The 25,943-nt window shown below is 62.6% G+C and carries 27 protein-coding genes; 10 read left to right on the top strand and 17 right to left on the bottom strand.

What is annotated here, in order from left to right:
• Positions 1-10: 10 nt before the first annotated feature.
• Positions 11-682 (bottom strand): Crp/Fnr family transcriptional regulator, encoded by a 672-nt coding sequence (locus DN611_RS00345; protein ID WP_021750999.1) that lies wholly within the window; start codon positions 680-682, stop codon positions 11-13.
• Between the two features lie 110 nt (positions 683-792).
• On the opposite strand from DN611_RS00345, the gene DN611_RS00340 reads away from it, so the two are divergent.
• Positions 793-1,512, top strand: coding sequence for an ATP-binding protein (locus DN611_RS00340; RefSeq protein WP_119310387.1), 720 nt, complete (start codon positions 793-795; stop codon positions 1,510-1,512).
• A gap of 14 nt (positions 1,513-1,526) precedes the next feature.
• Positions 1,527-1,709: a ferredoxin gene (locus tag DN611_RS00335; protein WP_021751001.1), complete on the top strand. Its 183-nt coding sequence runs from the start codon at positions 1,527-1,529 to the stop codon at positions 1,707-1,709.
• 494 nt (positions 1,710-2,203) lie between these two features.
• On the opposite strand, the gene trxA is transcribed toward DN611_RS00335, so the two are convergent.
• Genes trxA through DN611_RS00320 form a run of 3 tightly spaced genes read right to left on the bottom strand, consistent with a single transcriptional unit; the run spans position 2,204 to position 3,680 of the window.
• A complete protein-coding gene (gene trxA, locus DN611_RS00330; RefSeq protein WP_021751002.1) occupies positions 2,204-2,521 on the bottom strand; it encodes a thioredoxin in 318 nt (105 codons plus the stop codon).
• Positions 2,522-2,563: 42 nt separating this feature from the next.
• On the bottom strand, positions 2,564-3,391 hold the full coding sequence (locus DN611_RS00325; RefSeq protein ID WP_021751003.1) for an NAD(P)/FAD-dependent oxidoreductase: 828 nt from the start codon (positions 3,389-3,391) through the stop codon (positions 2,564-2,566).
• The gene (locus DN611_RS00320) at positions 3,381-3,680 is read right to left on the bottom strand and encodes an ArsR/SmtB family transcription factor (protein ID WP_021751004.1); all 300 of its coding nucleotides are present in this window, start codon (positions 3,678-3,680) and stop codon (positions 3,381-3,383) included. Before DN611_RS00320 ends, DN611_RS00325 begins: the two co-directional genes overlap by 11 nt.
• A gap of 388 nt (positions 3,681-4,068) precedes the next feature.
• On the opposite strand from DN611_RS00320, the gene rpe reads away from it, so the two are divergent.
• From rpe to recR, 3 genes are all read left to right on the top strand, one after another.
• The gene (gene rpe / locus DN611_RS00315; protein ID WP_021751005.1) at positions 4,069-4,713 is read left to right on the top strand and encodes a ribulose-phosphate 3-epimerase; all 645 of its coding nucleotides are present in this window, start codon (positions 4,069-4,071) and stop codon (positions 4,711-4,713) included.
• A gap of 11 nt (positions 4,714-4,724) precedes the next feature.
• Positions 4,725-5,699, top strand: a complete 975-nt coding sequence (locus tag DN611_RS00310) for a D-cysteine desulfhydrase family protein (RefSeq protein ID WP_119310386.1) — start codon at positions 4,725-4,727, stop codon at positions 5,697-5,699.
• Positions 5,700-5,762: 63 nt separating this feature from the next.
• Positions 5,763-6,362 carry a recombination mediator RecR gene (gene recR / locus DN611_RS00305; protein ID WP_119310385.1) on the top strand — a complete coding sequence of 200 codons (600 nt, stop codon included), beginning with the start codon at positions 5,763-5,765 and terminating at the stop codon, positions 6,360-6,362.
• Between the two features lie 56 nt (positions 6,363-6,418).
• On the opposite strand, the gene DN611_RS00300 is transcribed toward recR, so the two are convergent.
• The 9 genes from DN611_RS00300 to DN611_RS00260 all read right to left on the bottom strand — a co-directional run bounded on the left by DN611_RS00300 (position 6,419) and on the right by DN611_RS00260 (position 16,845).
• Complete coding sequence (locus DN611_RS00300; RefSeq protein WP_021751008.1) at positions 6,419-7,774, bottom strand: uracil-xanthine permease family protein; 1,356 nt, start codon at positions 7,772-7,774, stop codon at positions 6,419-6,421.
• A 183-nt stretch (positions 7,775-7,957) separates the two neighbouring features.
• Positions 7,958-9,400 (bottom strand): M20 family metallopeptidase, encoded by a 1,443-nt coding sequence (locus tag DN611_RS00295; protein WP_119310384.1) that lies wholly within the window; start codon positions 9,398-9,400, stop codon positions 7,958-7,960.
• Between the two features lie 118 nt (positions 9,401-9,518).
• Complete coding sequence (locus DN611_RS00290; RefSeq protein ID WP_174233007.1) at positions 9,519-10,277, bottom strand: amino acid ABC transporter ATP-binding protein; 759 nt, start codon at positions 10,275-10,277, stop codon at positions 9,519-9,521.
• A 1-nt stretch (position 10,278) separates the two neighbouring features.
• Entirely contained in the window at positions 10,279-11,064 is a 786-nt protein-coding gene (locus DN611_RS00285) for an amino acid ABC transporter permease (RefSeq protein WP_119310382.1), read from the bottom strand.
• Positions 11,065-11,166: 102 nt separating this feature from the next.
• Entirely contained in the window at positions 11,167-12,084 is a 918-nt protein-coding gene (locus DN611_RS00280) for a transporter substrate-binding domain-containing protein (RefSeq protein WP_119310381.1), read from the bottom strand.
• A gap of 333 nt (positions 12,085-12,417) precedes the next feature.
• Positions 12,418-13,029 (bottom strand): rubrerythrin, encoded by a 612-nt coding sequence (gene rbr, locus DN611_RS00275; protein ID WP_025544888.1) that lies wholly within the window; start codon positions 13,027-13,029, stop codon positions 12,418-12,420.
• 119 nt (positions 13,030-13,148) lie between these two features.
• Positions 13,149-14,897, bottom strand: a complete 1,749-nt coding sequence (locus DN611_RS00270) for a Na/Pi cotransporter family protein (protein ID WP_021751015.1) — start codon at positions 14,895-14,897, stop codon at positions 13,149-13,151.
• A 240-nt stretch (positions 14,898-15,137) separates the two neighbouring features.
• Positions 15,138-16,022 carry a patatin-like phospholipase family protein gene (locus DN611_RS00265; protein WP_021751017.1) on the bottom strand — a complete coding sequence of 295 codons (885 nt, stop codon included), beginning with the start codon at positions 16,020-16,022 and terminating at the stop codon, positions 15,138-15,140.
• A 46-nt stretch (positions 16,023-16,068) separates the two neighbouring features.
• Positions 16,069-16,845, bottom strand: coding sequence for a class I SAM-dependent methyltransferase (locus DN611_RS00260; protein WP_119310380.1), 777 nt, complete (start codon positions 16,843-16,845; stop codon positions 16,069-16,071).
• A 173-nt stretch (positions 16,846-17,018) separates the two neighbouring features.
• Between DN611_RS00260 and DN611_RS00255 the strand changes: the two genes are divergently transcribed.
• From DN611_RS00255 to DN611_RS00240, 5 genes are all read left to right on the top strand, one after another.
• Complete coding sequence (locus tag DN611_RS00255) at positions 17,019-18,572, top strand: DUF1538 domain-containing protein (protein WP_119310379.1); 1,554 nt, start codon at positions 17,019-17,021, stop codon at positions 18,570-18,572.
• Complete coding sequence (locus DN611_RS00250) at positions 18,569-19,282, top strand: P-II family nitrogen regulator (protein WP_021751021.1); 714 nt, start codon at positions 18,569-18,571, stop codon at positions 19,280-19,282. The genes DN611_RS00255 and DN611_RS00250 overlap by 4 nt, the downstream gene beginning before the upstream one ends.
• Positions 19,283-19,525: 243 nt before the next feature.
• Positions 19,526-19,687: a hypothetical protein gene (locus DN611_RS16605; RefSeq protein WP_156909670.1), complete on the top strand. Its 162-nt coding sequence runs from the start codon at positions 19,526-19,528 to the stop codon at positions 19,685-19,687.
• A gap of 198 nt (positions 19,688-19,885) precedes the next feature.
• Positions 19,886-20,719 (top strand): deoxyribonuclease IV, encoded by an 834-nt coding sequence (locus DN611_RS00245; protein WP_021751023.1) that lies wholly within the window; start codon positions 19,886-19,888, stop codon positions 20,717-20,719.
• Positions 20,720-20,739: 20 nt separating this feature from the next.
• Entirely contained in the window at positions 20,740-21,132 is a 393-nt protein-coding gene (locus DN611_RS00240) for a GNAT family N-acetyltransferase (protein ID WP_036631186.1), read from the top strand.
• A 54-nt stretch (positions 21,133-21,186) separates the two neighbouring features.
• On the opposite strand, the gene DN611_RS00235 is transcribed toward DN611_RS00240, so the two are convergent.
• The 4 genes from DN611_RS00235 to DN611_RS00220 all read right to left on the bottom strand — a co-directional run bounded on the left by DN611_RS00235 (position 21,187) and on the right by DN611_RS00220 (position 25,795).
• On the bottom strand, positions 21,187-21,846 hold the full coding sequence (locus tag DN611_RS00235) for a CatB-related O-acetyltransferase (protein ID WP_119311865.1): 660 nt from the start codon (positions 21,844-21,846) through the stop codon (positions 21,187-21,189).
• Positions 21,847-22,110: 264 nt separating this feature from the next.
• On the bottom strand, positions 22,111-23,310 hold the full coding sequence (locus DN611_RS00230; RefSeq protein ID WP_025544591.1) for an ABC transporter permease: 1,200 nt from the start codon (positions 23,308-23,310) through the stop codon (positions 22,111-22,113).
• Positions 23,307-24,044, bottom strand: coding sequence for an ABC transporter ATP-binding protein (locus DN611_RS00225; protein WP_021751028.1), 738 nt, complete (start codon positions 24,042-24,044; stop codon positions 23,307-23,309). The genes DN611_RS00230 and DN611_RS00225 overlap by 4 nt, the downstream gene beginning before the upstream one ends.
• Complete coding sequence (locus tag DN611_RS00220; RefSeq protein WP_025544590.1) at positions 24,044-25,795, bottom strand: HlyD family efflux transporter periplasmic adaptor subunit; 1,752 nt, start codon at positions 25,793-25,795, stop codon at positions 24,044-24,046. Before DN611_RS00220 ends, DN611_RS00225 begins: the two co-directional genes overlap by 1 nt.
• Positions 25,796-25,943 lie beyond the last annotated feature (148 nt).

The following is a 25,943-nucleotide window of genomic DNA, read 5'->3' as shown; positions in this document are numbered from 1 at the left end:
GCTCTCCTCCTCAGTCAGTCTGCTCCATCTGCTGAAGCAGGTGGAAATGGTTTTTTTGAAACGTCAGCACACCCTCGTCCCGGAGCTTTCCAAGCGCGGTAGACATGGCGCTGCGGTCCACCGCCAGATAGTCTGCCAGCTGTTGGCGGTCCAGCGGGATATCAAACTCCGGCCCTCCGGCCTGCATGGCCTGGGCGGACAGATAACTGAGCAGCTTGTCCCGGGTGGTGCGGCGGGCCATGTGGCCGATCTTCCGGGTGAGGGTCAGATTCCGCCCCGCCAGAATGGTCAGCAGGTTCCGGGTGAATTCCGCGGCGCCCGGCCGGGCACAGGACAGCGCCTGTACGCTGTTGAGAAACAGCACCTCCGCATCCGCTGCCGCCAGCACGGCCACCTCCAGCGGCTCACCGCCCAGACAGGCATAGGCCTCCGCAAACACCTCTCCGGACCGGGCGAGGCCCACAATGGTGCGGCTCCCCCAGAAATCCTCCTTGACGATATGCAGCGTCCCGGAGAGGACCAGCCCCAGCCGGTCCGCCCGCTCTCCCCGCCGCAGGACCACTTCACCCCGGCCACAGCGGCGCTTCCGTGCGCCCAGGCCCTCCAGCAGCGCAGGCAGCGCCTCCTGCGGAATCCCGCGGAACAACGGCGTCCGGAGAAGAAGCGCGGTAGAAACTTCCATACCATTTCCTCCATTCCGTTGTAAAAACAACATACTTTTTTGTCCCATTGTACGATACTAGGTCTCAGAAAGCAAGCAAAACGTTTGAAACCCCAAAAAGGAGACACACTATGGTAAGAAGGATCATCGAGATCGATCAGGAGAAATGCAACGGCTGCGGCGCCTGTGCCGCAGCCTGTCACGAGGGTGCCATCGGCATGGTGGACGGCAAGGCGGTCCTGCTGCGGGACGACTACTGCGACGGTCTGGGAGACTGCCTGCCCACCTGCCCCACCGGAGCCATCACGTTTGTGGAGCGGGAGGCCGCAGCCTATGATGAAGCAGCTGTCCTGGCAAAGAAGGCGGAGGCCCTGAAAGGCACCGCGCCGCGGCAGGCGCCGCCCTCCGGCGGCTGTCCCGGTAGTATGGCCCAGACCCTCCGTCCGGCGGTGGCTCAGGCCGTTTCCGCGCCGCAGGACGGCGCGGTGTCCCACCTGGCCCAGTGGCCGGTGCAGATCAAGCTGGTGCCTGTGGAGGCCCCCTGGTTCAACGGTGCCCGGCTGCTGATCGCGGCGGACTGCACGGCTTATGCCCGGGCGGACTTCCACCAGCGGTTCATGCGGGGCCGCATCACGCTGATCGGCTGCCCCAAGCTGGATGAGGGAGACTATGCCGAAAAGCTGACGGAGATCCTTCGCCGCAACGATATCCGGGAGCTGACCATCGTGCGGATGGATGTCCCCTGCTGCGGCGGTATGCAGCGGGCAGCGGAGACGGCCCTGCGGCAGAGCGGCAAGTTCATTCCCTGGCAGGTGGTGACACTGGGCCGGGATGGAAATATTCTGGAATAATAGGAGTGACCAATATGAACGCAACAGTAAATGAGAACTGCATCGGCTGCGGCCTGTGCGCCGGCACCTGCCCGGAGGTATTCCACATGGGCGACGACGGGCTGGCCCACGGCAGCGGCATCCCGGAGGGCCAGCTGGAGGCGGCCCAGGAGGCCCGGGACGGCTGCCCGGTCAGCGCCATCAGCATCGAAGCATGAAAGCAGGCCCTGTCCACATGGACAGGGCCTGCTTTCATGCCGGTCTTGCGGTGCAGGTCCCAGTATACCGTTAAAACAGCCCGGTCTGGGAATGCGCCCGCGGTGAAGTCGCACAGCCTGTAATTCCCGGCCGGGTCTTCCAGCTGAATTTCCCCTTCTTGTGAAAAGGCGAATCGAAAACCGACGGTTTTCTGAAACCGGCCTCCGGGAGCTGTGCGTTTCCCTTGCAGCCCCAATCCCTGTGCCCCGTTGTGATAGGACGGCACCAAGCGGAAGCCCGAATTACCGCACCAGCGAATGGGCTGCGGGCAGCCCTGCGGCGGGGCTGCCCCTGCTGGCCGCAGAAGGAAAGGGGGGGCGCACCGGAAGGCAAGTTCCCCACCCCCGCGGGGACTGGGTCGCCGCGCCCAGGCAGAAGCAGGCCGGGCCTCAAGAGGCCCGGCCTGCTTTAACGGATTTCCCGCCTTTGGACTGTGCGCACTGCCCGGGGCAGCTCACAGGTTGGTGTCCAGCACGCCGCTAAACGCCTGGGGCGGCATCACGCCCACCTTCCGGTCAAATTCCTGGCCGTTCTTCAGGAACACCACCGTGGGGATGCTCATGACTCCGAACCGCCGGGCCAGATCCGGCTCCTCATCCACGTTCACCTTGCCCACAAGGACCTTACCCTCGTACTGGTCTGCCAGGGACTCGATCACCGGAGAGAGCATCTTGCAGGGGCCGCACCAGTCGGCCCAGAAGTCCACCATCGCCAAGGGGGCCGCCGCCACGGCGGCGTCAAATTCCGCAGTCTTGAAATGCTTGATTCCCATACGTCATGTCTCCTTTATACACTCAAATTTGATGTTGTACGTTCAGCTCTGTTTTTCCCGGCGCTCCTGAGCCGCCGCCCAGGCCGCCGCACTCTGCCCGGCGATCAGCCCATCTCCCGCGGCCTTGGAGACCTGAAGGGGACCGCCGGTGCAGTCTCCCGCGGCAAACAGGCCGGGGAGATTGGTGGCCATACGCCGGTCCACCGTCACATAGCCCTGTTCCACCGCCAGCCCCGGGAACAGCTCCGTGGGGGCCATGGTGGGCCGCAGGATGAACACGCCCTCCGCCGGAATGGTCCGGCCGTCGCAGGTGACGGACTCCACCCGGCCGTCGCCCCGGATCTCGCACTGCTTGGGGCGGTCGAAATAGGTCACGGAGCAGCCGATTTTCTGGAGAAACTCCGCCTCCTGCCGGGCGGTGTCGGTGTATCCCACCACCGCCACCGGCTTGCCCCGGTAGAGCATCCCGTCGCAGGTGGCGCAGTAGCTGACGCCCCGGCCCAGAAGCTCCGCCTCGCCGGCAAACTTCTTCCCGCGGGCCACGCCCGCCGCCAGCACCACAGCCCTGGCGTTGTACATATCCGGCCCCACGCTGACATACCAGGCGTCCGGCATCTGCACGGCGTTCAGCACCTTGCCCGCCAGAAACTCCACCCCCGCCTGCTCCGCGTGGCGGCGCATGGCGGCCAGCATCTCCGCGCCGGACAGGCCGGGCAGGCCCAGGTAGTTGTCCACCTTCTCCGCCCGCCAGAGAGGATTTTCCTCCAGGGGATTAGAGACCACCAGGGCGCTGCGCCCCCGTGCCCGGACGTTGATGGACGCGGACAGCCCCGCGGGGCCGCCGCCGATCACCAGCACATCATAGGACATAGGAGTCCGCCTCCTCTCCTAGCAGGTCGGCCACCAGGGAGGCCACCTCCCGGGACGCCACCTGATAGTATACCTCATTTCCGGACCGTTCCGCCGTCACCACATTGGCCGCCCGCAGCTTCTGCAGATGCTGGGAGATGCAGGACTGGGACATGCCGGTGGACGCCTCCATGCAGCCCACATTGTGGCACCCGGAAATCAGCAGGCCGTGGACGATCTGCAGCCGGATGGGGTTGGACAGGGCCTTCAGCAGCGATGCCCGCTCCTCATAGTCGATCTGCTCTTCCACGATTCCACCGCCTCTCTCTTGGATTCTGGTATTAGATTATCAGAATATTCTCATTTTAGAAGTGGTTTATGCAACACTTTTGGAATTTTTTGCAGGGCCGGCCTCCCGGCTCGTCCGGGCAAGAGACCGTTGCTTTTGCACCGGAAGTCTGCTACACTGAATACGGTATATACGCAAGCTGAGAGCCGGCAGAGCGTACGCTCCACCGGCTCCCTATTCAAAAAAGCGGCGGCGCCCCGCCCAGGGGCGGACGCTGCGCGGAAGTGCAGACTGGGGGGCGGCCTGCCGCTCGGGGTATCCTATGCGCCGGGTTCTTCCCGCGCCACAGGGCCCGGCAGCCCGATTCCGTCCGGTCTGCCGCCGGAATGAAAGAAAAGAGGGGCTTTCCATGATAAAAATCGCACCGTCCATCCTCTCCGCGGATTTTGCCAATCTGGAGCGGGATATCCAGCGCATCTCCACCGCCGATTACGTCCATGTGGATGTGATGGACGGCATGTTCGTCCCCAACATTACCATCGGTATCCCGGTGGTGAAATCCATCCGCCCCACCACGGCGCTGCCCCTGGATGTTCACCTGATGATCGTGGAGCCGGGCCGGTATGTGGAGCAGTTCTGCGACGCCGGCGCCGACCTGGTGACGGTCCATGTGGAGTCCGACACGGAGGAAAAGCTCCACGACGCCATTGCCAGGATCCACGCCAAGGGCAAGCGGGCCGGTGTGGTGCTGAAGCCGAAAACGCCTGCGGAGACGGTCCTGCCCTTCCTGAATGAGGTGGAACTGGTGCTGGTGATGACGGTGGAGCCGGGCTTCGGCGGCCAGAAATTCATGGCGGATATGATGCCCAAGGTCTCCGCCATCCGCCGCTGGATCGATGAGAAGAACCCCGGCTGCGAGCTGGAGGTGGACGGCGGCGTGGATCCCGTCACCTGCAAGACCTGCATCGCCGCCGGCGCCAATGTGCTGGTGGCCGGCAGCGCCGTCTACAAGGCTGACGATATCCCCGCCCGCATCGCGGAGCTGCGGGGCTGAGGGCGCGCGCCATGCGGAATCTGCACGATCTGCCCAGGGTCCGGCTGGGCGTGTTTCCCACCCCGTTTTACCGGCTGGACCGGCTGAGCGAGCAGTACGGCCGGGGCATCTGGATCAAGCGGGATGACCTGTGCGGCGTGGCCCTGGGCGGCAGCAAGGTCCGCAAGCTGGAATTCGTTCTGGCGGAGGCCCTGGACCAGGGGTGCGACACGGTATTCACCACCGGCGGCGCCCAGTCCAACCACGCGGCCCTCACCGCCGCCTGCGCCGCGCGGCTCGGGATGAAGTGCATCCTGCTGCTGAAGCGCCGGGGCGTCACGGAGCACCGGGGCAATCTGGTGCTGGACGAGCTCTTCGGCGCCGAGGTGCGTCTGCTGGACATGGATTCCTATGACGAGATCTATGCAGAGATGCACCGGATCGGCGGCACGCTGGAGCAGGCGGGGCACAAGTGCTGCTATATTCCCGTGGGCGCCTCCACGGCCCTCGGCGCCGTGGGCTACGTGAGCGGCGCCCGGGAGATCGCCGTCCAGGCTATGGCTGCGGGCGTGCGGCTGGGACACATCGTCTCCGCCACCGGCTCCGGCGGCACGGCCGCTGGGCTGCTGCTGGGAGCCGGGTTGTTTCTGCCCGGTGTGAAGGTCACCGGCATCGCCGTGGACAGCGGCCCCTTCGACAAGATCGTCCCCCGCCTGGCAGGGGAGGCCGCAGCACTGCTGGAGTACCCCTTCCAGCCGGAAGAGAATGCATTTCAGATGGTGGAGCACATGGGCCCCGGCTATGCCCTGCCGAATCCGGAGGATACCCCCTATATCGAGGAGCTGGCCCGGACGGAGGGCATCCTGCTGGATCCGGTCTACACCGGGAAGGCCTTTGCCGGCATGATGCAGCTGCTGCGCCGGGGAGCTTTTGATGGGCAGGACGACCTGCTGTTCGTCCACACCGGCGGCACGGCGGCCCTGTTCGCCATCGATCTGCCCCGGTGATCGCCTCTTTTTCCCATACCCGGCCGGAGACCGGATACGAACCCTTTGAAGGAGCATCAGACCATGGAATATTTCCCCGCACCTCTTGAAAAACTGGTGGAGCAGTTTGCCCGCCTGCCGGGCATCGGCGGCAAGTCTGCCCAGCGGCTGGCCTTTTACGTGCTGGGCCTGCCGGAGGCGGAGGCCAAGGAGTTCGCCGACGCCATCCTGGACGCCAAGAAAAGCGTCACCTGCTGCCCGGTGTGCCAAAACTTCACCGCCGGGGGGCTGTGTCCCATCTGCGCCTCCCCCAAGCGGGATGGCTCCGTTATCTGCGTGGTGGCGGATCCCCGGGACGTGGCCGCCATAGAGCGGGCCAGGGAGTACAACGGCCGGTATCACGTGCTCCACGGCGTCATCTCTCCCATGAACCACGTGGGGCCGGACGACCTGGCCATCAAATCCCTGGTGGAGCGGGTGGCCAGCGGCGAGGTGAAGGAAGTCATCATGGCCACCAATCCGGACACGGAGGGGGAGGCCACAGCCATGTATATCGCCAGGCTCTTAAAGCCCTTTGACGTGCGGGTGACCCGCCTGGCCTACGGCATTCCCGTGGGCGGACATCTGGAGTTCGCCGACGACGCCACGCTGATGCGGGCCCTAGAGGGCCGCCGGGAGATCTGAGCGCCCCGCCCCCTAAATAAAAACGCCGGATGGAAACCCATCCGGCGTTCGTTTTTTCATTTCTCCTTGGGCAAAATCAGGTTCAGCAGCACCGCCATGATAGTTGCGATCACCACGGGAGACTGTCCGAACACCATGGTGAACGCCTCCGGGAACTGGCTGAGGGCCTCGGAGGCCTGGGAAATCCCCACGCCCAGAGCAGCAGAGAGACCCACAATGGTGGTGTTCCGGGCCGTCAGGTCCTGGGAGGCGATGAGCTTCATGCCCGTCATGGCAATGGTGGAAAACACCGTCACTGTGGCGCCCCCCAGCACGCACTGGGGAATGGTGGTCAGCAGCGCTGCAAATTTGGGGGAGATGCCCGCCAGCAGCAGGAATCCCCCGGCAATGGCGAACACCGTCCGGTTCACCACCTTGTTGGTGGTGACGATGCCCACATTTTGGGAGTAGGTAGCCGTGGGCAGGCCGCCCATCAGCGCCGTCAGGATATTGCTGGTGCCATAGGCGATGATACCGCCCTGGAGCTCCTGGTCCGTGGGATCCCGGTCCAGGCCGCCCACGGTGGTGGCGGTGAAGTCGCCGATGGCCTGGATGGAGTTGATGGCAAACAACAGCCCGATGGCCACACAGGAGGCTGGATCGAACTTCAGACCGAAGTGCAGGGGCTCCGGCAGGGCGAACCAGGCAGCATTTCCCACGTCGGCAAAGCTGACCATGCCGAAGCAGAGCGCCACCGCATAGCCGAACAGCATCCCGATCAGGATAGAAGCCAGCTTGCAGATGCCCTTGGCCTTGTGGTTCAGCACCAGCACGGCAGTCAGCGTCAGGGCCGCGATCAGCCAGTTCTGCCAGGAGCCGTAGACCAGCGCCTCCGTCAGCCCCTGTTGCGCCACCACGGATTCATAGGTGTTGCCGGTGCCGCCGGCCATGTAGTTGATGGCGGTAGGGTAGAGGGAGAGGCCAATGGTGAACACCACCGTGCCGGTGATGACCGGCGGGAACAGCCGGCGGATCTTCTTGACGAACACGCCCACCAGCACAGCCACGATGCCGCCCACGATCATGGCGCCAGCAATGGCCGCCACTCCGCCGCCGGAGGCGGCGATGGCCTGCATACTGGGAACATAGGCAAAGCTGACACCCAGGATCACCGGCAGGCCAGAGCCGAACCGCCCGCCGATGGGATACAGCTGGAGGAATGTGCACACGGCGGACATCACCAGGGATGCCTGGATCAGCAGCACCTGCTCCTCCTGGCTGAGGCCGATGGCTCCGGCGATGATGATAGGCGGGGTGACACACCCCACGATCATGGCCACCAGATGCTGCAGGGCCAGGGAGAGCGAGGTGCCGAGGGGCGGAATTCCCCGGGGCTGAAACAGCAGCTCCCGGCGGTCAAAGCGAGACTCCATGGGCAGGACTCCTTTCGGGCGGAAACTCCGCGCGTTCTGTGGTGCGGAAGTCGGGGCTTGAGGCTTCTGCTCTTATGATACCATGGATTCCCCCAAAAGCAAACAAAATTTTTGGTAACCTGAAAAAATAATTGGTTGTTTCGACAAAAGGGCGCCCCGGCTTTGACCGGGGCGCCCTTTTAATCAGTCTGCGATGGTGGGTACCGCGTCCGCGGGGATAGGGCAGGTGTAGCCTGCCGCCGTCCGGCGCTGAAACTCCGTCTTTGCCTCCTCCAGCAGGGCCGGGTCCGTCAGCAGGTCAATGGCGGCCGCCGCCAGGACCTTGCCGGCATGGAGGGCCGCCTTGTGGCCGATGTCTGTCCGGCCGCAGGAGACATTCTGCCAGCTATGGCCGGGGCAGCCGTTGGGCCAGGCGGCCACGTGGATCTGTGCAGTAGGGCACTGCCAGCTGACGTCGCCCACATCCGTGGAGCCGGGCTGGAAGGCGTCCCCCTGGTACAGGGGCAGCAGAAAGCGGTTCATGGCGTGGCCGGCCTGGGCCCGCCTGGCCTGGGCATCCGCCGCGTAGTCCAGATCATACTGGCTGCCCACGCCCGGCGCCCGGTCACTGCCGGAATAGGTCCCGGCCAGGCTGTCGGCAAAGGCCAGCTCCTCCGGCGTGTAACTGGGGACCCCCAGGGCCTCGAAATTTCGGTAGAGGACCCGCTCCAGGGCGTGGTTCGTGACGGTGTCCGCCAGGCCGTCGATGAATTTCTTCTCCACCGTAGTCTCAGTCATCAGAGCTGCGCCCTGGGCGATCTTGTCCACCCGGGCCTGCAGCTCCACGGCCTCCGCCACATGATTGGACCGGACCATGTACAGCACGCTGGCCCTGGGCTGGACCACGTTGGGACTCCGGCCGCCGGCATCGGTGATGGCGTAGTGGACCCGAGCCTTGTCACTCATGTGCTCCCGCAGGAACTGGACGCCCACGTTCATCAGCTCCACCGCGTCCAGGGCGCTGCGACCACGGTCCGGGTCTCCGGCGGCATGGGCCGCCACGCCGGTGAAGTGGTACTGGGTTTGGATGCAGGAGTTGGAGGAGCCTGTAAGCACCTCGTTGGCGTCGTCCGGGTGCCAGGTGAGGGCCGCATCCAGACCGTACCATAGCCCATCCCGGGCCATAAATGCCTTGGCGGCGCCGCCCTCCTCGCCGGGGCAGCCATACAGTACCACGGTGCCGGGGATCTTGGCGGCCTCGAGATACGCCTTCACTCCCAGAGCGGCAGCCATGGCCCCGGCGCCCAGCAGGTTATGCCCGCACCCGTGGCCGCAGCCGCCGGAGACCAGCTCCTCCCGCGTCAGGCTGCCGCCCTTCTGGGACAGGCCGGAGAGCGCGTCATATTCCGCCAGCAGGCCGATGATGGGCCGCCCGCTGCCGTAGGAGGCGGAGAAGGCGGTGGGGATGTTGCAGATGCCCCGCTCCACCTTGAAGCCCTCCTGCTCCAGCACTCGGCAGTACAGGTCGGCAGACTGCTCCTCCTGGAGAGACAACTCCGCAAAGGACCAGATCTCATCTGCCACCTGGGCTACCAGATCTGCTTTTTTTTCGATGGCGGCGACGGCCGCCTGCTTTTCTGCTGTCATGGGGATGCTCCTTTCTGCGCCGGATGCCCCGGCCCGTTAAAAAGGGCGCGCACAGATGTGCGCGCCCCGCAGTTGCCCGGTCCCGCCGCCCAGCGGGCGGCACTGGGCTCAGGCTGCCTTACAGCACCTTGCTGAGGAAGTCCTGGAGCCGGGGGTGCTGGGGATTTCCGAAAATGTCGGCGGGGGAGCCCTCCTCCAGCAGCTTGCCGTCTGCCATGAAGAGGACCCGGTTGCCCACCTCCCGGGCAAAGCCCATCTCGTGGGTGACCACCACCATAGTCATGCCCTCCTGGGCCAGCTCCTTCATGACCTCCAGCACCTCGCCCACCATCTCCGGGTCCAGGGCGGAGGTGGGCTCGTCAAAGAGCATAACCTCCGGCTCCATCATCAATGCCCGAACGATGGCAATCCGCTGCTTCTGGCCGCCGGAGAGCTGGATGGGATAGGCGCGGGCACGGTCCTGCAGGCCTACTCGGTCCAACAGGGCCAGGGCCTTTTTCTCCGCCTCGCCCCGGTCCATGTGCTTCACCTGGATGGGGGCTAGAGTCATGTTGTCCATGATGGTCATGTGAGGGAACAGGTTGAAGTGCTGGAACACCATGCCCATCTTCTGGCGGTGCTGGTCGATGTCCACCTTTACCGTTTTGCCCTCCGCATTTTTTATCTTCTTTTTTGTGATATCCACCCCATTGAAGAGGATAGATCCTCCGGTAGGCTCCTCCAGCAGGTTCAGGCTGCGGAGGAACGTGGACTTGCCGGAGCCGGAGGGGCCGATGACCACCATCACGTCGCCCTGGTCAATGTCCACCGTGACGCCGTCCAAGGCCTTGATGGCGCCCCGGTTGTAGTATTTCTTCAGGTCCTTGACCTGGATCAGCTTATCTCCGGTCGCCACGGCTCATTCTCCTTTCGAAGTAAGCGATGATCTTGCTGGTGGGGAAGCACAGGCAGAAATATAGAGCCGTTGCAACCAGCAGGGGCTCCATGATGAGGAACGTGGCACCCCGGATATTGTTGACAGCGCCCATGATATCCTGCACACCGATGGTGTATGTAATGGCGGACTCCTTGATGATGACCACGAACTCGTTGGCAATGGCGGGTAAAATATTCTTCACTGCCTGTGGCAGGATAATGAACCGCAGGTTCTGCCGCTGAGACAGGCCCAGAGAACGGGCTGCCTCTGTCTGGCCGCCGTCAATGGACTGAATGCCGGACCGGATGATCTCACACAGATAGGCGCCGGAGTTCATACCCAGAGCCACTACACCCGGAATAAATCGCTGGGACTCAATAAAACCAAAAATACTAAATTTTGGCAGCTGAATGACAGAAAAAACACCTAGATAGATAATCAGGATCTGCACCATCATGGGGGTAGAGCGGATGACCTCCACATAGGCGGTGGCAATAAAACTCAAGGGATTGAATTTGCTCAGCGTCAGTAGAAATCCACCGTCCCGCAGGTGGCCGTCCCGATTCAGGCCAAGGGCGCGGAAGGGGCGGAAGTTGCTCATGCGCATCAGCGCCAGCAGAAGCGCCAGGATAAAGCCGATCAGCACCGTAAACAGTGCCAGCAGAACGGTGATGGCAAGGCCCTCCGCAAACATTCCGGCATAGGGCTTCAGCCGGGCAAAGTTTTCCAATTGTATCAGTTGACCCATATATGCTCCTTTCCAGACCAGCAACCCCAGCCTCTGCAAAGCGGCCAATTCCTCCCCTGGGCAACCAGGGGAGGAATTGAGCGGTCCGATCGTATTTCAGTCTCAGCCGGCGACAATCTCGCCGTCCACCAGAATGCCGGTATTGCCGGCAGCCAGGGTGGTGGCCTCTTCCACAAACTGATCCATAGAACCATCCTCGATGGCGGCGGCGATGGCGCGGTTCACACCTTCCAGCAGGGCGGCATTACCCTTCGTGACGCCCACGGAAGAGCCAGCCACATCATAGGGGACCTCCAGCGCCAGGCACAGCTCGGGGTAGTTCACCTGATAGCTCATGGCAGGCAGCGTCTCGATATATGCGCCGTCAATCTTACCGGCCACCAGCTCGGCCACGATATCCGTCACCTTGGCCAGAGATACAATGTTGGCCTCGGGGCTGTGTTCTTCCGCCAGATTATACTGGATGGAGCCGGTCTGGGCGGCAATGGAGTACTCAGGGTTATTGGTGTCTTCCAGCGTGGGGAACTTGTCCTTGTTGGACTCCAGGCACACAAAGGACTGGCCGCCCATGTAGTAGATGTCGGAGAAGTCCATGATGCCCTCACGCTCCGGGTCGGGAGACAGGCCCGCCATGCCCAGATCCGCATGCTTGGTCTGCAGCTCGGTGAGCACGCCGTTGAAGTCCATGGGGTTCACCACCAGCTCCAGGCCCAGGTAATCCGCAATATACTGGGACAGGGCGATGTCAAAGCCCGCCAGCTGGGCATTGCCGCTCTCGTCGATGGAATAGAACTCATAGGGGGCGAAGTCCGGGCTGGTGGCGACGATGAGCTTCCCGCCCTCCACAGTGGTGATGGCGGCCTTCAGCTCGTCGTCAGTCATGGAGGCGTAATCCGCAGTCTCTTCCGTACCGGAGCCCTCGCCGTCGGTGGCATCATCCGCAGTGTCGTCGCTGCCGCCGCAGGCCGTGACGGACAGCGCCATGGCCAGCGTCAGAATCAATGCAAGAAACTTCTTCATGGTATCGCAATCTCCCTTTTTCATGCTCCCGCGGTCGCGGGGCGGTTTTCTCTGAATTTCCAAGGGAGGAAGCACCTCCCTCCGGAACATGCCTTACCTTATCACGTTCCCTCCCTCTTGTCAATAGATTTTCGTGCAAAAATGAATATTTATTTGTCCCCGTTGGTGGAGCGCTCTATTTTATCCGGTTCAATCCCGGAAAAACAGCCGAAAATTTGTGAATATTTCCAGCATCGATGTATATTGCAAATGAATAAAAGAGTGAATATTCAGATCCGACCGCAAGAGGGCGGGGAGGCCGCTTTTCCGGCCTCCCCGCCTTGGGAGCCTGATTCACTTTTTCAGCACCGCGTCCCCGAAGGGTGCCATCTCCAGCCGCACGAAAAAGCCCTGGTCGTGCTGGCACACAGGGCAGACCTTGGGGGCTGCCGTCCCCTCAAAGATATAACCGCAGTTCAGGCACATCCAGGCGCACTGGACATCGGAGACAAACAGCTTTCCCTGTTCCAGCAGATCCGCCAGCCTGCCGAAGCGGTTGCCATGGGCCCGCTCGATCTCTGCGATCTTGTGGAAGGAAGCCGCCACAGCGGAAAAGCCCTCCTGCTGGGCCACGTCGCCGAAGGTCTTGTATACCGGGTCGTGCTCCTCATACTCGTTGTGCTGCGCCTTGCGGAGCAGCTCCTTCACATCGTTCGTCAGGTCCACGGGATAGGTGCCGTCGATGGCCACGGTCTGGCCCGCCAGCTCTTTCATGTGGTTGTAAAAAATCTCCGCGTGCTCCTTCTCCTGGTCCGCAGTGAAGCGGAACACCGCCTCCACCACATGCAGCTTCTGCTGGCGGCAGACGGAGGCGGCAAAGGTGTAGCGGTTCCGGGCCTGGCTTTCGCCCGCAAAGGCCCGCATGAGGTTTTTCAGGGTCTCGCTGTTCTTCAGATCCACAGACATACGGATTCCTCCTGTTTTCGGTGAGATAGGGGTATTTTCCCTCCGACAGGGGACGGCTATACCTGAATGATAAAAAACAGGCCCTGCGTCTGGTAGACACAGAGCCTGTCCGCTTTCCGTCATGCCTCGGGGAGATGGTATTTCTTCCGGTCGCGCCGCAGGTCCTCGCCGAAGGCGCCGCCGGCCTTCACCTCCTGCAGATAGGCGTGGCGGCCGGGGCCGCCGGAGCACTCCTCAATGACGCTGACGGCGATGTTGGAGCAGTGATCGGACGCCCGCTCGATGTTGGTCAGCAGGTCGCTGAGCACAAAGCCCAGCTGGATGGTGCACTGGCCCGCCTGGAGCCGCTGGATATGGCGGCTTCGGATCTCCTCAATCAGCTGGTCAATGGTCTCCTCCAGGGGTTCCACCCGGCGGGCGGTCTCCACGTCCGCTGCCTGGAAGCTGCGGATGGTCAGGTCCAGGATGTCATCCAGCGCGGAGAGCAGCACCTGCAGCTCTTCCCGGGCGCTGTCAGAGAACCGGAGCTCCTTGTCGTGGAGCTCCTGGGCGGACTCCTGGATGTTCACGGCATGGTCGCCGATCCGCTCGAAGTCCCCGATGGCGTGGAGCAAGCGGGAAACCGTGCGCATATCCTGCATGGACAGCCCGTGCTGGGAGATCTCCACCAGGTAGCTGCTGAGCCGGTCCTCGTAAATGTCCAGCTTGTCCTCGTTCTGCAGGATCTGGGTCTCCCGCTCCCGGCTGTACTGGGAGAGCTGGTCCGTCGCCAGGCAGATGTTCTCCCGGGCGGCTTGTCCCATGCGGCCTGCCATGGCGACGCTTTCGCTGACTGCCGCGCCGGGGGTCCGCAGCAGCAGGGGATCCAGGAAGGCGAAGCTCTCGCGGGTGTCCTCGGTCCGCACCAGTCTCCGCGCCAGCTTTTCCAGCTGGCGGGAGAAGGGCAGGAGCAGGATCGTGGTGAACACGTTAAAGGCGGTGTGGCAGAAGGCGATGCCCACGGCCCCCACGGCCTGATTCAGGAAGGTGAAGTGGAGGATCATGTCGCCGCCGTAGAAGAGGATCAGGCACACGGCGGTGCCGATGACGTTGAAGGAGATGTGGACCACCGCCACTCGCTTGGCGTTGCGGTTGACGCCGATGGAGCTGATGAGGGCGGTGACGCAGGTGCCGATGTTCTGCCCCATAATGATGGGGATGGCCATGCCGTAGGTGATGGAGCCGGTCATGGCCAGGGCCTGCAGAATGGCGACAGAGGCAGCGGATGACTGGATAATCCCGGTGAACACCGCGCCCACCAACACACCCAGCAGGGGATTTTCAAAGGCGGTGAGCAGCCCGGCAAACTGGGGCATCTCCGCCAGAGGGCTGACGGCGCCGCTCATCAGCTCCATGCCGTACATCAAAATGGCAAAGCCCATCATGATGCGCCCCACGTCCCGGCGCCGCTGGCGCTTGGAGCCCATGATCAGCAGGATACCCGCCAGAGCGATCAGGGGAGAGAAGTTCTCCGGCTTCAGCAGGTTCACAAAGACGTTCTCACTCTCGATGCCGGTGAGAGACAGAATCCACGCCGTCAGGGTGGTGCCGATGTTGGAGCCCATGATGATGCCGATGGTCTGTCTCAACTCCATGACGCCGGAGTTCACCAGGCCCACCAGCATCACCGTCATGGCGGAGGAGGACTGGATGGCGATGGTGATGCCCGCGCCCAGCAGCAAGCTCTTGAAGGGGCTGGAGGTCATGCGCTTGAGCATCCGCTCCAGCTTGCCGCCGGCCATCTTTTCCAGGCTCTTGGACATGACGGTCATGCCGTACAAGAAGAACGCCAGGCCGCCGCAGAGGGTAAAGACGGAGAAAATGTCCATAACTGCGCTTTCCTTTCCCAGTATTCCAGACCGTCTGGCACGGCCGGTCCGATTCTGTCATGTATACTGCGCTCCAACATTATATATGCAAAGCGGCACGCTGGAAAGAGGATTTCTAAGATTTTGTAAAATTTGCGTAAAAATATGGTAAAACGCAAAAAGCAGTACGGATTTCTTGTGCAAAACCACTTCCGCCAAGAGGAAACCGCCGCCCACTGAAAGATGGGCGGCGGTCTGCTGCTATTCCGGTGTCCCAGCGGAAGGTGTCTCCCGCGTCCAGAAGTCCCGCACCGCCTCCGCAGCCCGGCGGCCGGCGAAGAAGCCGTCCTGCCACAGGGCCAGGATCTTCTGCCGGTCCCGCTCCGTGCGGGAGAAGCCCCGGGTGTTCGCCGGCGCGATCACCAACACCCGGCCCTCCTGCTCCAGAGCAAACAGCTCCTCCCGGCATTGGTTATAGCGCTCCGCCCGGGTCCGCAGTCCTTCCAGAAAGACGGGGTATTTGCGGTACACCCGCCGGAACAGGGGCATCAGCTGCTCCGGCTCCTTCCGATAGCTCCGCTCCCGGGTCAGGACAACCACCACCCGGTCGCAGCCCACCGCCAGCGCCCGCTTCCAGGGAATGGCGTCGGAGCAGCCCCCGTCCAGATAGGGGGCGCCGTCATCCAGCCGGATGGGCTGGAACAGCACGGGCATGGCGCATGTGGCCTGGAGCAGGAGGAAGCTGGCGTCCCGCCGGGGGACCTCCCGGTACTCGGCCCGGCCGGTCTGCAGGTTGGTGACCACCGCCTCCACCTGACCGGGATACGCCTCGAAGGTGTCGTAATCAAAGGGCACCAGCTCGTTGGGGATGGTGTCGTAGGCGAACTTCAGCCCGAAGTAGCTGCGATTCCGGGGATCAAAGAAATTCCCCCAGCCCATGTACCGCCGGTCATTGGCGTAGTGCATCAGCAGCTGGAGATTCCGCCGCTTCTGCCGGGAGAGGTAGCTGACGCCGTAGGCAATCCCGGCCGAGACGCCGATGGTGTAGTCCGGCATGGGCAGTTTCTCGTTCAAAAAAGCGTCGCACACGCCGGAGGAGAAGATCGTCCGCAGCGCGCCGCCCTCCAGCACCAGACCTGTTTTCATGGAGCAGTCCTTCCTTTCTGTGTATTCATGATCTTCCAGCAGTTTTTCATCCGGGGCCGTCGCGCCGCCCCGGTTTTCCGTGCGGCCACGCCGTCCGCTTCCGGGCGGAGACCAGCAGCATCATGGGGCGGCGGAGCTCGTCCCGCATTCCCGGCTGGCCCAGCATCCGCGCCGGCGGCTGAGGCTCCACCACCCGCAGCAGCTGGAATCCGCCGGTAAGCAGGCCGTCCAGATAGGTGGTGAGGGTGCGGTGGTACTTGGTCACATCCTCCCCCAGAAAGCGGGCGGTGCGCCGTCCCTCCTCGAAATACCGGTCCACAGGGAAGTGGAGGGGGGTGCCGTCCGGGCCGTAGTACCACTCCTGGGGACCGGCAGCAGTGAAAATGGGGTGCTCCACAGAGAAGACAAAGTCGCCGCCGGGTGACAGGCACTGCCGCACCCGCTCCAAAAAGTCTGTAAAGGAAGGCAGATAGTGGATGGCCAGGGAACTGAGGACCACGTCAAAGCTCTCCGGCGGGAATGGGGTCTCCGCCATATCCCCCCGGATATAGGTCACCTGCGGAGCCGTGGTCTTTTCCCGGGCCACGGCCAGCATTTTCTCCGACAGGTCCACGCCGGTGACAGCCGCCGCGCCGTGTTCCGCCGCATAGATGCAGTGCCAGCCGTAGCCGCAGCCCAGATCCAGCACCCGCTTCCCGGCGAAGTCCGGCAGCAGGGGCTCCAAGGACTCCCACTCCCCGGCGCCCGCCAGTCCCAGGCGGGAGCGGTCCATCTGGCTGTATTTTTCAAAAAACCGCTCTCTGTCGTAAGGACTCTTCTTCATCCTGCGCACTCCTGTGAAGGTGATATGGTACAGCATAGCACAGTTCGGGAAAAAAGGGAATCACCGCTCCGCTTATAAAGATTTTGTAAATTTCTGCTTTTTCGTCACTGTGGGCGGCCTATTTATGTTATTATAATCATATCTATATAAATTGTATGAATTTTGGAGAGGTGATGAGATTGCCGTGGAAGAGACGAGAGCAATGGCAGGAACGATTGGGGCGGAATAAAACCATCCTCTGGGAAAAGCTCCGGGAAGCCTTGGCCTCCGTGGTCCCCATTACGGTGATCGTGCTGATCCTCAGCTTTACTGTTGCGCCCATCCCCACCGAGACGCTGCTGGCCTTTCTGATCGGCGCGGTGATGGTGATTCTGGGCATCGGCCTGTTTTCCCTGGGCGCTGACACCGCCATGACCCCCATCGGAGAACGGGTGGGCGCCGCCATGACCCGCTCCAGAAAGCTCTGGGTTGTGGCGGCTGTCGGCTTTCTGATCGGCGTCATCGTCACCGTGTCGGAGCCGGATCTCCAGGTGCTGGCCCAGCAGGTGCCCGGTGTGCCCAACGCCACGCTGGTGGGCGCTGTGGCCGTGGGCGTGGGCGTTTTTCTGGTGATCGCCATGCTGCGCATCCTGTTCCGCATTCCCCTGAACCGGATGCTGATCGTGTTCTACATCCTCGTGTTTGCGCTGGCCCTCTTTGTACCGGAGGACTTCCTGGCCATCGCCTTCGACTCCGGCGGCGTCACCACGGGTCCCATGACCGTGCCCTTTATCATGGCCCTGGGCGTGGGCGTGGCCTCCATCCGCAGCGACGAGAATGCCGCCCAGGACAGCTTCGGCTTGGTGGCTCTCTGTTCTGTCGGCCCCATCCTGGCGGTGATGGTGCTGGCCCTGATCTACCCGGGCGCGGGCGTCTACACCCCGGTGGAAATCCCCTCCGTGACAGACAGCCGGGCTCTGTGGCACCTGTTTCAGGTGGAACTTCCGGCGTATCTCAGCGAAGTGGCGGTGTGTCTGGCCCCCATCGCACTGTTCTTCGCCGTTTTTCAGGCGGTTTCCCTGAAATTAAAGAAGAAAAAAGTATTGAAAATTGTCATCGGCATCCTGTATACTTATGTGGGTTTGGTCCTGTTTCTTACGGGCGCCAACGTGGGCTTCATGCCGGCGGCCAGCTACCTCAGCCGCCAGATCGCCGGCCTGTCCTTCAACTGGATCCTGATTCCCATCGGAATGCTGATGGGCTGGTTCATCGTCCAGGCGGAGCCTGCGGTCCATGTTCTGAACAAGCAGGTGGAGGAGATCACCTCCGGCGCCATTCCCGGCAAGGCCATGAGCACCAGCCTCTCCATCGGCGTGGCGGTTTCCATCGGTCTGGCCATGATGCGGGTGATGACCGGGATTTCCATTTTCTGGCTGGTGGTGCCGGGGTATCTGGCCGCCATTGTCATGTCCTTTTTCGTCCCCAAGATCTTTACTGCCATTGCCTTTGACTCCGGCGGCGTGGCCTCCGGGCCTATGACGGCCACCTTCCTGCTGCCCTTTGCTCAGGGCGCCTGCGAGGCCTTGGGCGGCAATGTGGTGACGGACGCCTTCGGCGTGGTGGCTATGGTGGCTATGACGCCGCTGCTGACCATCCAGATGCTGGGCCTTTTGTATCAGCTCAAGATGAAGAGAGCCGCTCAGGAGACGCCTCCCGCCCCGGTGGACGAGGAGATCATCGAGCTGTGAGCAGTCCGTCCGACATCGTAAAGAGAGGAGAGACCGCCATGCAGGGCGTCGATTTGTTCATCACCATCACTGACCGCAGCCGGGCAGAGCAGTTCGCCGCCTGGTTCCGGACCCACGGGATCTCGCTGGTGCTGACAGCTCTGGGTCAGGGCACCGCCACCACGGAGGTGCTGGACTTTCTGGGCCTGGAGGCCACGGAGAAGGCCGTGCTGTTCTGCGTGTCCCCCCGGTCCCCCCGGCTGGTGCGCCAGGCGGCCCGTGACCTGTGGCTGGATGTGCCCGGCCAGGGCGTTTTGATGACTGTGCCGGTGAACAGCATCGGCGGATCCACCGCCAAGGAATATCTGCTGCATGAACAGGAGGGAGAAACTGCTATGGAACGGGAGATTGCCCACGATCTGATCGTGGTCATTGCCAACCAGGGGTCCACCGACCTGGTGATGGACGCCGCCCGGGAGGCAGGCGCCACCGGCGGCACGGTGATCCACGCCAAGGGCACCGGCACAGACCTGGTGCGGAAGTTTTTCGGCGTGTCCATCGCGTCGGAGCAGGAGATGGTCTTCATCCTGGCCCGGAGCGAGGCGAAGAAGCCCATTATGAAGGCCATCATGGCCAAGGCGGGCATCCAGAGCGCCGCTCAGTCCCTGGTGTTCTCCCTGCCGGTGGGTGACATCGCCGGCCTGCGGGAGCTGGAGCAGCCCGAAACCTGACTTGAATTCCGGAGCGGTCCGCGCCTGACGCGGACCGCTTTTTTTTGCCATTTCCATTTTTTCCGGCAAAAGGCCCTGGATTTTTTTCGTTTTTTCGGAAATTCCTGCTATTTTGTGTTGGTTTTTGAATTTTTTGCAAAACCTTGGGTATCTCGACAGATTCAGACAGAATTTCGCCCGGCCTTTGTGTATGATAAGGGCAGTCCCCAGATCTTGTGGCGGTTTAGAAAGGATGAATACCAAATGCAGAAGGTCTCCAAGGAATATCTGTTGCTCTTCAACGCCATCACCGATGCGGAGGAATCCCTGCGCCGGCTCCAGGCCCGGCTGATCGATGCGCAGCAGAAGGCGGAGGAACTTTTCATCACAGACGATGAAGCCGATCCGCTCTCCCGAAACATATAAGGCCCCCGCCGGACGGGGCCGCCGCTTTACCAGCGTCCGGCAGTGTCTCAGCGGGGTCACCGGTTTCGGCCGGCAGACCCCGCTTTTTGTTGCTTTTGCCCGTGCATAGGCAGTGTCCATGTGGTATGATAAAATATAATCTCCTTCCGCCTTCCGGCGGATGCAGAGCAGTACAGACCGAGAGAAGGAGGCGCGGCCATGCTGTATATCGGCTGCCATCTGTCCTCCTCCAAGGGCTTTGCGGCCATGGGCCGCCAGGCGCTGGAGCTGGGGGCCAACACCTTTCAATTTTTCACCCGCAATCCCAGGGGCAGCCGGGCCAAGGACCTGGACCCGGCGGACGCTGCAGCCCTGCGGGACCTGCTGGCCCGGCACGGCTTTGGCCCCATTGTCGCCCACGCTCCCTATACTTTGAACCTCTGCGGCGCGGAGGAGAAGAACCGGATATTCGCCCGGGAGACCATGGCGGACGACCTGGCTAGGCTGGAGCATGTGCCAGGACAGTATTACAACTTCCATCCCGGCAGCCATGTGGGGCAGGGAAGCGAGACCGGCATCGCTCTCATTGCCGACGGACTCAACGCCATCCTGCGGCCCGATCAGGCCACCACCGTTCTGCTGGAGACCATGGCAGGCAAGGGCAGCGAAGTAGGCGGCCGTTTTGAGGAGCTGCGGGCCATTCTGGACCGGGTGGAGCTCTCCGGCAAGGTGGGCGTCTGCCTGGACACCTGCCACGTGTCCGACGGAGGATACGACATCGTCCACGACCTGGACGGCGTGCTGACAGAATTTGACAGCATCATCGGCCTCCGGCGGCTGAAGGCGATTCATTTGAACGACAGCAAGAATCCCCCCGGCAGCCGCAAGGACCGCCACGCCTGTCTGGGGGAGGGGACCATCGGTCTGGAGGCGCTGGGGCGGATCGTCCGCCACCCGGCGCTGAAGGATCTTCCCTTCTGTCTGGAGACCCCCAACGACCTGCCCGGCTATGCCCGGGAGATCGCCCTGATGCGGGAGATGGCGGAGGCGTGACGGGATTGGAGGATGCTGCCATGGAGTATCGTGTGGACGACCGGAGCCTTTCCGGAGAGACCTTCCTCGACTTTGTCCAGCAGGTCTGGCCGGGAGCGTACAATCTGGAGCAGACCCGCGCCGCGCTGTCAAAAACGATGAACTTCACTGCCTGGGACGGCGGCCAGCTGGCGGGCTGCCTGCGAGTCCTCACAGACGGCTGCTTTTTCGGCACCATCACGGAGCTGCTGGTGTTGCCGGCATATCAGCGGCAGGGCATCGGAAGCCGGCTGCTGCGGCTGGCTGCGGCCCATACCCCCACGCTGCTGTATTTCGGCGCCCAGCCGGGGGCGGAAGCGTTTTATGAGAAAAACGGCTGCCAGCGGAGCCTGCCGTCTTATCTGATCGAGCCCAAGAAAGACGGCGCTTCATAAAAAAGCAGAAGTCCCGGCCCTAAAAAGGGCCGGGACTTTTTTGCATACAGCCACTCACTCCGCCATTCCCAGGCGACGGCGCAGGTCCGTCCGCACCGCGTCCAGATCCGGGTCGCACAGCAGCGGCACGGCCTCCGCCAACTCCGCCGGGGGCAGGTCCCACCACCGCCATGCCAGGAGCAACTGGACCAGATCCTCTGGGAACCGCTGCTTCAGCACGCGGACCGGATTGCCGCCCGCCACGGTATAGGCGGGCACATCCTTCGCCACTACGGAGCGGGCCGCAATGATGGCGCCGTCGCCGATGTGGACCCCCGGCAGGATCACGCTCTCCCGGCCGATCCACACGTCGTTGCCCACCATGATGTCCCCCTTTCGGGGCAACTGGCCCAGGTGAGGCGGCGCTTGGTCAGCCCATGCCCCGCCGAACACCTGGAAGGGGTAGGTGCTGACGCTGCTGGTCCGGTGGTTGGCCGGGCCCATGATGAACTGGGTCCCGGCGGCGATGGAGCAGAACTTGCCGATAATGAGCCGGTCCCCGAACTCCGGATAGTTGAACAGGACGTTGTTCTGTTCAAACCCCGCAGGGTCCACCGGATCGTCGTAGTAGGTGTAATCCCCGATCTGGATGTTCGGGGCCGTCACCACATTTTTGATATAGCAGGATGTGCCGTATTCGTTTGGAAAAACCGCGTCGGGGTCCGGAAGCCCCATGCCGCGGATGGTCTGATTCACGATGTCTCCTCCTGTTTCCTTTTTACTGCATCAACCACTTCCTCTCCCGGCGGACTTCCACAGCCACCGCACGCTTCTTTCTGATCTCCCTCATGGCAGTCTCCTCTTTTCGCAGAACCTCTCTCCGGCCGGAAGACCGGTTGTTTCGCGGCCATTGTACCACGGCCGGGCCCGACTGACAAGAAAAACGGCGGCGGGTCCCCGGATGGGGACCCACCGGGAAGGGCGGATGCGGATGGCGTCTCAATCATACCGCAGCGCATCGATGGGGTTCAGCACCGCGGCCTTTTTGGCGGGGAGGTATCCGAAGGCGATGCCGATGCCCGCGGAGACACCGAAGGCCACCAGGATCGCCGCAATGCTGGGGCTGACGGTGATGGGGGTGTCCGGTATGACATTGGCGATGACCACCGTGGCCGCCGCGGATAGGCCGAAGCCCAGGGCGATCCCCAGTACGCCGCCCAGAGAGGAGGTGGTAGCCGCCTCGATGACGAACTGGCGCATGATGGCGCCCTCCCGGGCCCCAAGCGCCTTGCGGATGCCGATCTCTCTGGTCCGCTCCGTAACCGACACCAGCATGATGTTCATGATGCCGATGCCGCCCACCACCAGAGAGATGGCAGCGATGCCCGCCAGAATGTAGATCACCATGTTCACCATGGAGTTCATCTCCTCCACCATCTCCGCCATGCTGCCCACGGTATAGGCATCGTCGTCCTCAAAAATCTCATAGAGGGCGTTCTCCAGGGTGGTTTTGGCCTGGGAGATCTGGTCCGTGTCCTGGACAGTGATGGTGTAACTGGAGATGGTGCCGGTGAAGCTGAGGCGGGCGGCGGTGGAGTAGGGGAGGAACACGCAGTCGTCCGTGCCGCCCTCTTCCAGCTCTGTGCCCTCCATTCCCATAACACCTACGATGGTAAACGAGTTGCCATTGATCCGCAGCGTCTGACCCACGGCATTCCCGCCGTAATAGACCTGATTCAGATACTGCCCGACGATGCAGACCTTTTTCCGGCCGGTCATGTCCGTGTACTGGAGCCCCCGGCCCTGGGCGACCTCATACCCCTTCATGGAGAAGTAATCCTCGCTGACGCCGGTGACGGAGGTGGCGGAAAGAGTGCTGCTGCCGATCTTCACCGAGCCGCTCATGGTGACCGTGGGGGAGATCTGCTTGAACACATCGCTGTTGTCCGCCACCAGCTGGTACATCTCGCCCTCCGACACGCTGCGGGAGGAGCCGCGGCCCATCACCATCACTGTCAGAGAGTCGGTGCCCATGTCGGCAAAGCTGTCCTCAATATAGCCCTGCATCCCGTTGCCCAGGCCCACGATGACGATGACCGCGCACACGCCGATGATGATGCCCAGCATAGTGAGGAAGGTCCGCATCTTGCTGCTGAGAATATTCTGCACCGCCATCTGGAAGGTCTCGATCAGGCTCATCCCGCCATCCCCCTTCCGGCAAGATTGGGCGTCACTACCGCCTCAGGCGCACCGGCATCGCCGTCGTAGATCACGTGGCCGTCCTCCAGCCGGATGATCCGCTGGGCCTGGACAGCGATGGAGTTGTCGTGGGTGATGAGCACCACCGTGTTGCCCGCGGCATGGAGCTGCTGCAGCATGGTCAGCACCTCCCGCCCGGTGTGGGAGTCCAGGGCGCCGGTGGGCTCGTCGGCCAGGATCACCGCCGGGTCCCCTGCCAGAGCCCGGGCAATGGACGCCCGCTGCTGCTGGCCGCCGGAGAGCTGGCTGGGCTTATTGCGCAGCTTGTCGCCAAGACCCACCATCTCCAGCGCGATCCGGGATCGCTCGTGCCGCTCCGGCTTGGGGATGCCGGCGTACATCAGCGGCACCTCCACGTTCTCCTGGAGCGTCAGCTTGGGCAGCAGGTTGTACTGCTGGAAGATGAAGCCCAGCATCTTGTTCCGGATGGCGGCCAGCTGGTCCTTATCCATCTGACCCACATCCCTGCCGTCCAGCAGGTACGTGCCGGAGGTGGGCACGTCCAGGCAGCCGATGATGTTCATACAGGTGGACTTGCCGGAGCCGGACTGGCCCACGATGGCCACGAACTCCCCCTTCCGGATCTGGAAGGAGATGTGGTCCGCCGCCTTCACAGTGGTGTCGCCCATCTGGTAATACTTGCAGACCTCCCGAAATTCGATCAAAGTGCCCATCAGAAGCCTCCCGGCCCGCCGCTGGGCATTCCGCCGCCGGAGGGCATCCCGCTGGGCATGTCGCCCATCGGTATGGAGGACATGGCCCCGCTCGGCATGACGAACGTCATATCGCCGGAGCTGGCGGAGCCAGCCGCCTGGAGATAGGCCACTGTGTCCCCCTCCTGGAGGCCGGAGAGGACCTCAATGTAGCTGTTGTCGCTGACGCCGGTTTCCACCGGCACGTAGACGTAGCCCTCCGGGGCCTCCTGGTCCAGGGCATTCACAGCACTGGGAGAATTCGCGGTGACCAGCACCATGTCCCCGCGGCTCACGGCGGCGCTTGGGATGGCCAGCACGTCATCCGCCGAGGAGATCACGATCTCCGCGTCCACATTCATCCCAGGCAGCAGGCCGTCGGTCTCGTCGATGCGGACGGTGACGGGGTACGTGGTGATGCCGCCGGAGGTGGTGCCCGCCACGGACACCTCCGTCACCACGCCGGTGTAGGTCTTCCCCTCCACGGCATCGGCGGTGATCCGGACCTCCTGGCCCACCTCCACAGAGCTGATGTCCAACTCGTCGATGGACATGGTCATCTCCAGATAACTCAGGTCATAGATGACGCAGAGGGTGCTGCCGGAGCCGCCCTCAATGTTGTCCCCCGCCTTGGCGTTCTTGGTGACCACGGTGCCGGAGATGGGCGCGGTGACGGAGTAGTCCTCCAGATTGTCCCGGGCATTTTCCAGGCTGGTGGAGGCGTTGCTGACACTGATGCGGGCGCTTTCAATCTGGTTGTCCACGCTGTCACCGGTGATGGTGCAGATCCGGTCGCCGCTGGAGATGGTATCGCCCACCAGCCAGTTGAAACCTGCAACTTTGCCGGACGCCTCTGCCGTGATGACGCTGCTGGCCCCCACCTTGATGGACGCCTGGCCGTAGCTGGAGTAGCTGCCGATGACGGCGCTGGCGGTGTAGTCGGATGTCACAAGGCCCGGGTTGGCGAGCCGTACCCGGACGGTAGTCAGGGGTACGCCGGTGGAGACCGCCGCGGAGGAACTGGACACCGCGGCAACCGTTCCGGTGAGGGTCCCGGCAAAGCCGTCGATAAAGACCGTGGCGGTCTGGCCGATGTAGAAGTCGCCGCTGTCCGCGTAGGTGAAGTAGAAGTCGATGTAGATGTTCTCATCCGCCACGATCTTCAGAAGCTGTGTGCCTGCGCTGACGCTGTCCCCCTCGTTCACATACACCTCGCTGACGGTGCCGCTCAGGTCCGCCTGGGGATACTTGGCCTTCACCGCCTGCTCATAGGAGGTCTGGGCCTGGGAGTAGCTGTTCTGCGCCTGGGTCTGGCTGCTGGCCGCGTTGGAGGAATCAATGGTATAGAGCAGCTGGCCCTCCTCCACCTGGTCGCCCTTTTCAAAGGTATCGCTGAGGATCTCGCCGGAGACCAGCGTATTGACGGTGTAGGAGTCCGCTGGCTCCAGCGTGCCGCTGGAGGAGAGGGAATTGGTGATAGAGCGGCGCTCCACCGCCGCCTCCTGATACGTCGTCGCAGCGGAGGCCGTCTGTCCGCGGCCCCTCCAGATCACCACGCCGCCTGCAATGGCCACCACCAGAAGCAGCGCCAGCGCCTTTCGTTTCCGCCCCTTCCACAGCTTTTTCCAGCTGCTGCGGAGACGGCCCCCTTTGGGAGAGGAATCTGCTACGACGGGCTCCCGCTCCCCCACGGAGATTCCTTCCGTCTCCCGCTCCAGTCCTTTTTCGCTCATACCGTGCCAATCCTTTCCGTACCTCCCCCTCCGGGAAGGGTTCTGGTCCAAAGGTATCATGGAAAGCTAAAATCAACCTGAAAAAGCACTTTAAAAAATTTTGTTTTTATCATTTTTTTAGTATATTCAGCTCGTTTTAAACCTTAAA

The sequence above is a fragment of the Oscillibacter sp. PEA192 genome (assembly GCF_003574015.1).
GTDB classification, from domain to species: Bacteria; Bacillota; Clostridia; order Oscillospirales; family Oscillospiraceae; genus Oscillibacter; species Oscillibacter welbionis.
Note: the sequence above shows the minus strand (reverse complement) of the source record. Positions and strands in the feature narration are given on the sequence as shown.

Excerpts from the sequence above, each read along its gene's own strand:
- DN611_RS00340 (WP_119310387.1), top strand. The coding sequence starts at position 793 with ATGGTAAGAAGGATCATCGAGATCGATCAGGAGAAATGCAACGGCTGC.
- rbr (WP_025544888.1), bottom strand. The coding sequence starts at position 13,029 with ATGTCTGTGGATCTGAAGAACAGCGAGACCCTGAAAAACCTCATGCGG.
- DN611_RS00300 (WP_021751008.1), bottom strand. The coding sequence starts at position 7,774 with ATGGAGTCTCGCTTTGACCGCCGGGAGCTGCTGTTTCAGCCCCGGGGA.
- DN611_RS00230 (WP_025544591.1), bottom strand. The coding sequence starts at position 23,310 with ATGAGCCTGATCGAGACCTTCCAGATGGCGGTGCAGAATATTCTCAGC.
- DN611_RS00235 (WP_119311865.1), bottom strand. The coding sequence starts at position 21,846 with ATGGGGCTTCCGGACCCCGACGCGGTTTTTCCAAACGAATACGGCACA.
- DN611_RS00240 (WP_036631186.1), top strand. The coding sequence starts at position 20,740 with ATGGAGTATCGTGTGGACGACCGGAGCCTTTCCGGAGAGACCTTCCTC.
- DN611_RS00285 (WP_119310382.1), bottom strand. The coding sequence starts at position 11,064 with ATGGGTCAACTGATACAATTGGAAAACTTTGCCCGGCTGAAGCCCTAT.
- DN611_RS00295 (WP_119310384.1), bottom strand. The coding sequence starts at position 9,400 with ATGACAGCAGAAAAGCAGGCGGCCGTCGCCGCCATCGAAAAAAAAGCA.
- rpe (WP_021751005.1), top strand. The coding sequence starts at position 4,069 with ATGATAAAAATCGCACCGTCCATCCTCTCCGCGGATTTTGCCAATCTG.
- DN611_RS00245 (WP_021751023.1), top strand. The coding sequence starts at position 19,886 with ATGCTGTATATCGGCTGCCATCTGTCCTCCTCCAAGGGCTTTGCGGCC.
- DN611_RS00325 (WP_021751003.1), bottom strand. The coding sequence starts at position 3,391 with ATGTCCTATGATGTGCTGGTGATCGGCGGCGGCCCCGCGGGGCTGTCC.
- DN611_RS00280 (WP_119310381.1), bottom strand. The coding sequence starts at position 12,084 with ATGAAGAAGTTTCTTGCATTGATTCTGACGCTGGCCATGGCGCTGTCC.
- DN611_RS00335 (WP_021751001.1), top strand. The coding sequence starts at position 1,527 with ATGAACGCAACAGTAAATGAGAACTGCATCGGCTGCGGCCTGTGCGCC.
- DN611_RS00265 (WP_021751017.1), bottom strand. The coding sequence starts at position 16,022 with ATGAAAACAGGTCTGGTGCTGGAGGGCGGCGCGCTGCGGACGATCTTC.
- recR (WP_119310385.1), top strand. The coding sequence starts at position 5,763 with ATGGAATATTTCCCCGCACCTCTTGAAAAACTGGTGGAGCAGTTTGCC.
- DN611_RS00270 (WP_021751015.1), bottom strand. The coding sequence starts at position 14,897 with ATGGACATTTTCTCCGTCTTTACCCTCTGCGGCGGCCTGGCGTTCTTC.
- trxA (WP_021751002.1), bottom strand. The coding sequence starts at position 2,521 with ATGGGAATCAAGCATTTCAAGACTGCGGAATTTGACGCCGCCGTGGCG.
- DN611_RS00345 (WP_021750999.1), bottom strand. The coding sequence starts at position 682 with ATGGAAGTTTCTACCGCGCTTCTTCTCCGGACGCCGTTGTTCCGCGGG.
- DN611_RS00255 (WP_119310379.1), top strand. The coding sequence starts at position 17,019 with ATGAGATTGCCGTGGAAGAGACGAGAGCAATGGCAGGAACGATTGGGG.
- DN611_RS16605 (WP_156909670.1), top strand. The coding sequence starts at position 19,526 with ATGCAGAAGGTCTCCAAGGAATATCTGTTGCTCTTCAACGCCATCACC.
- DN611_RS00310 (WP_119310386.1), top strand. The coding sequence starts at position 4,725 with ATGCGGAATCTGCACGATCTGCCCAGGGTCCGGCTGGGCGTGTTTCCC.
- DN611_RS00225 (WP_021751028.1), bottom strand. The coding sequence starts at position 24,044 with ATGGGCACTTTGATCGAATTTCGGGAGGTCTGCAAGTATTACCAGATG.
- DN611_RS00220 (WP_025544590.1), bottom strand. The coding sequence starts at position 25,795 with ATGAGCGAAAAAGGACTGGAGCGGGAGACGGAAGGAATCTCCGTGGGG.
- DN611_RS00260 (WP_119310380.1), bottom strand. The coding sequence starts at position 16,845 with ATGAAGAAGAGTCCTTACGACAGAGAGCGGTTTTTTGAAAAATACAGC.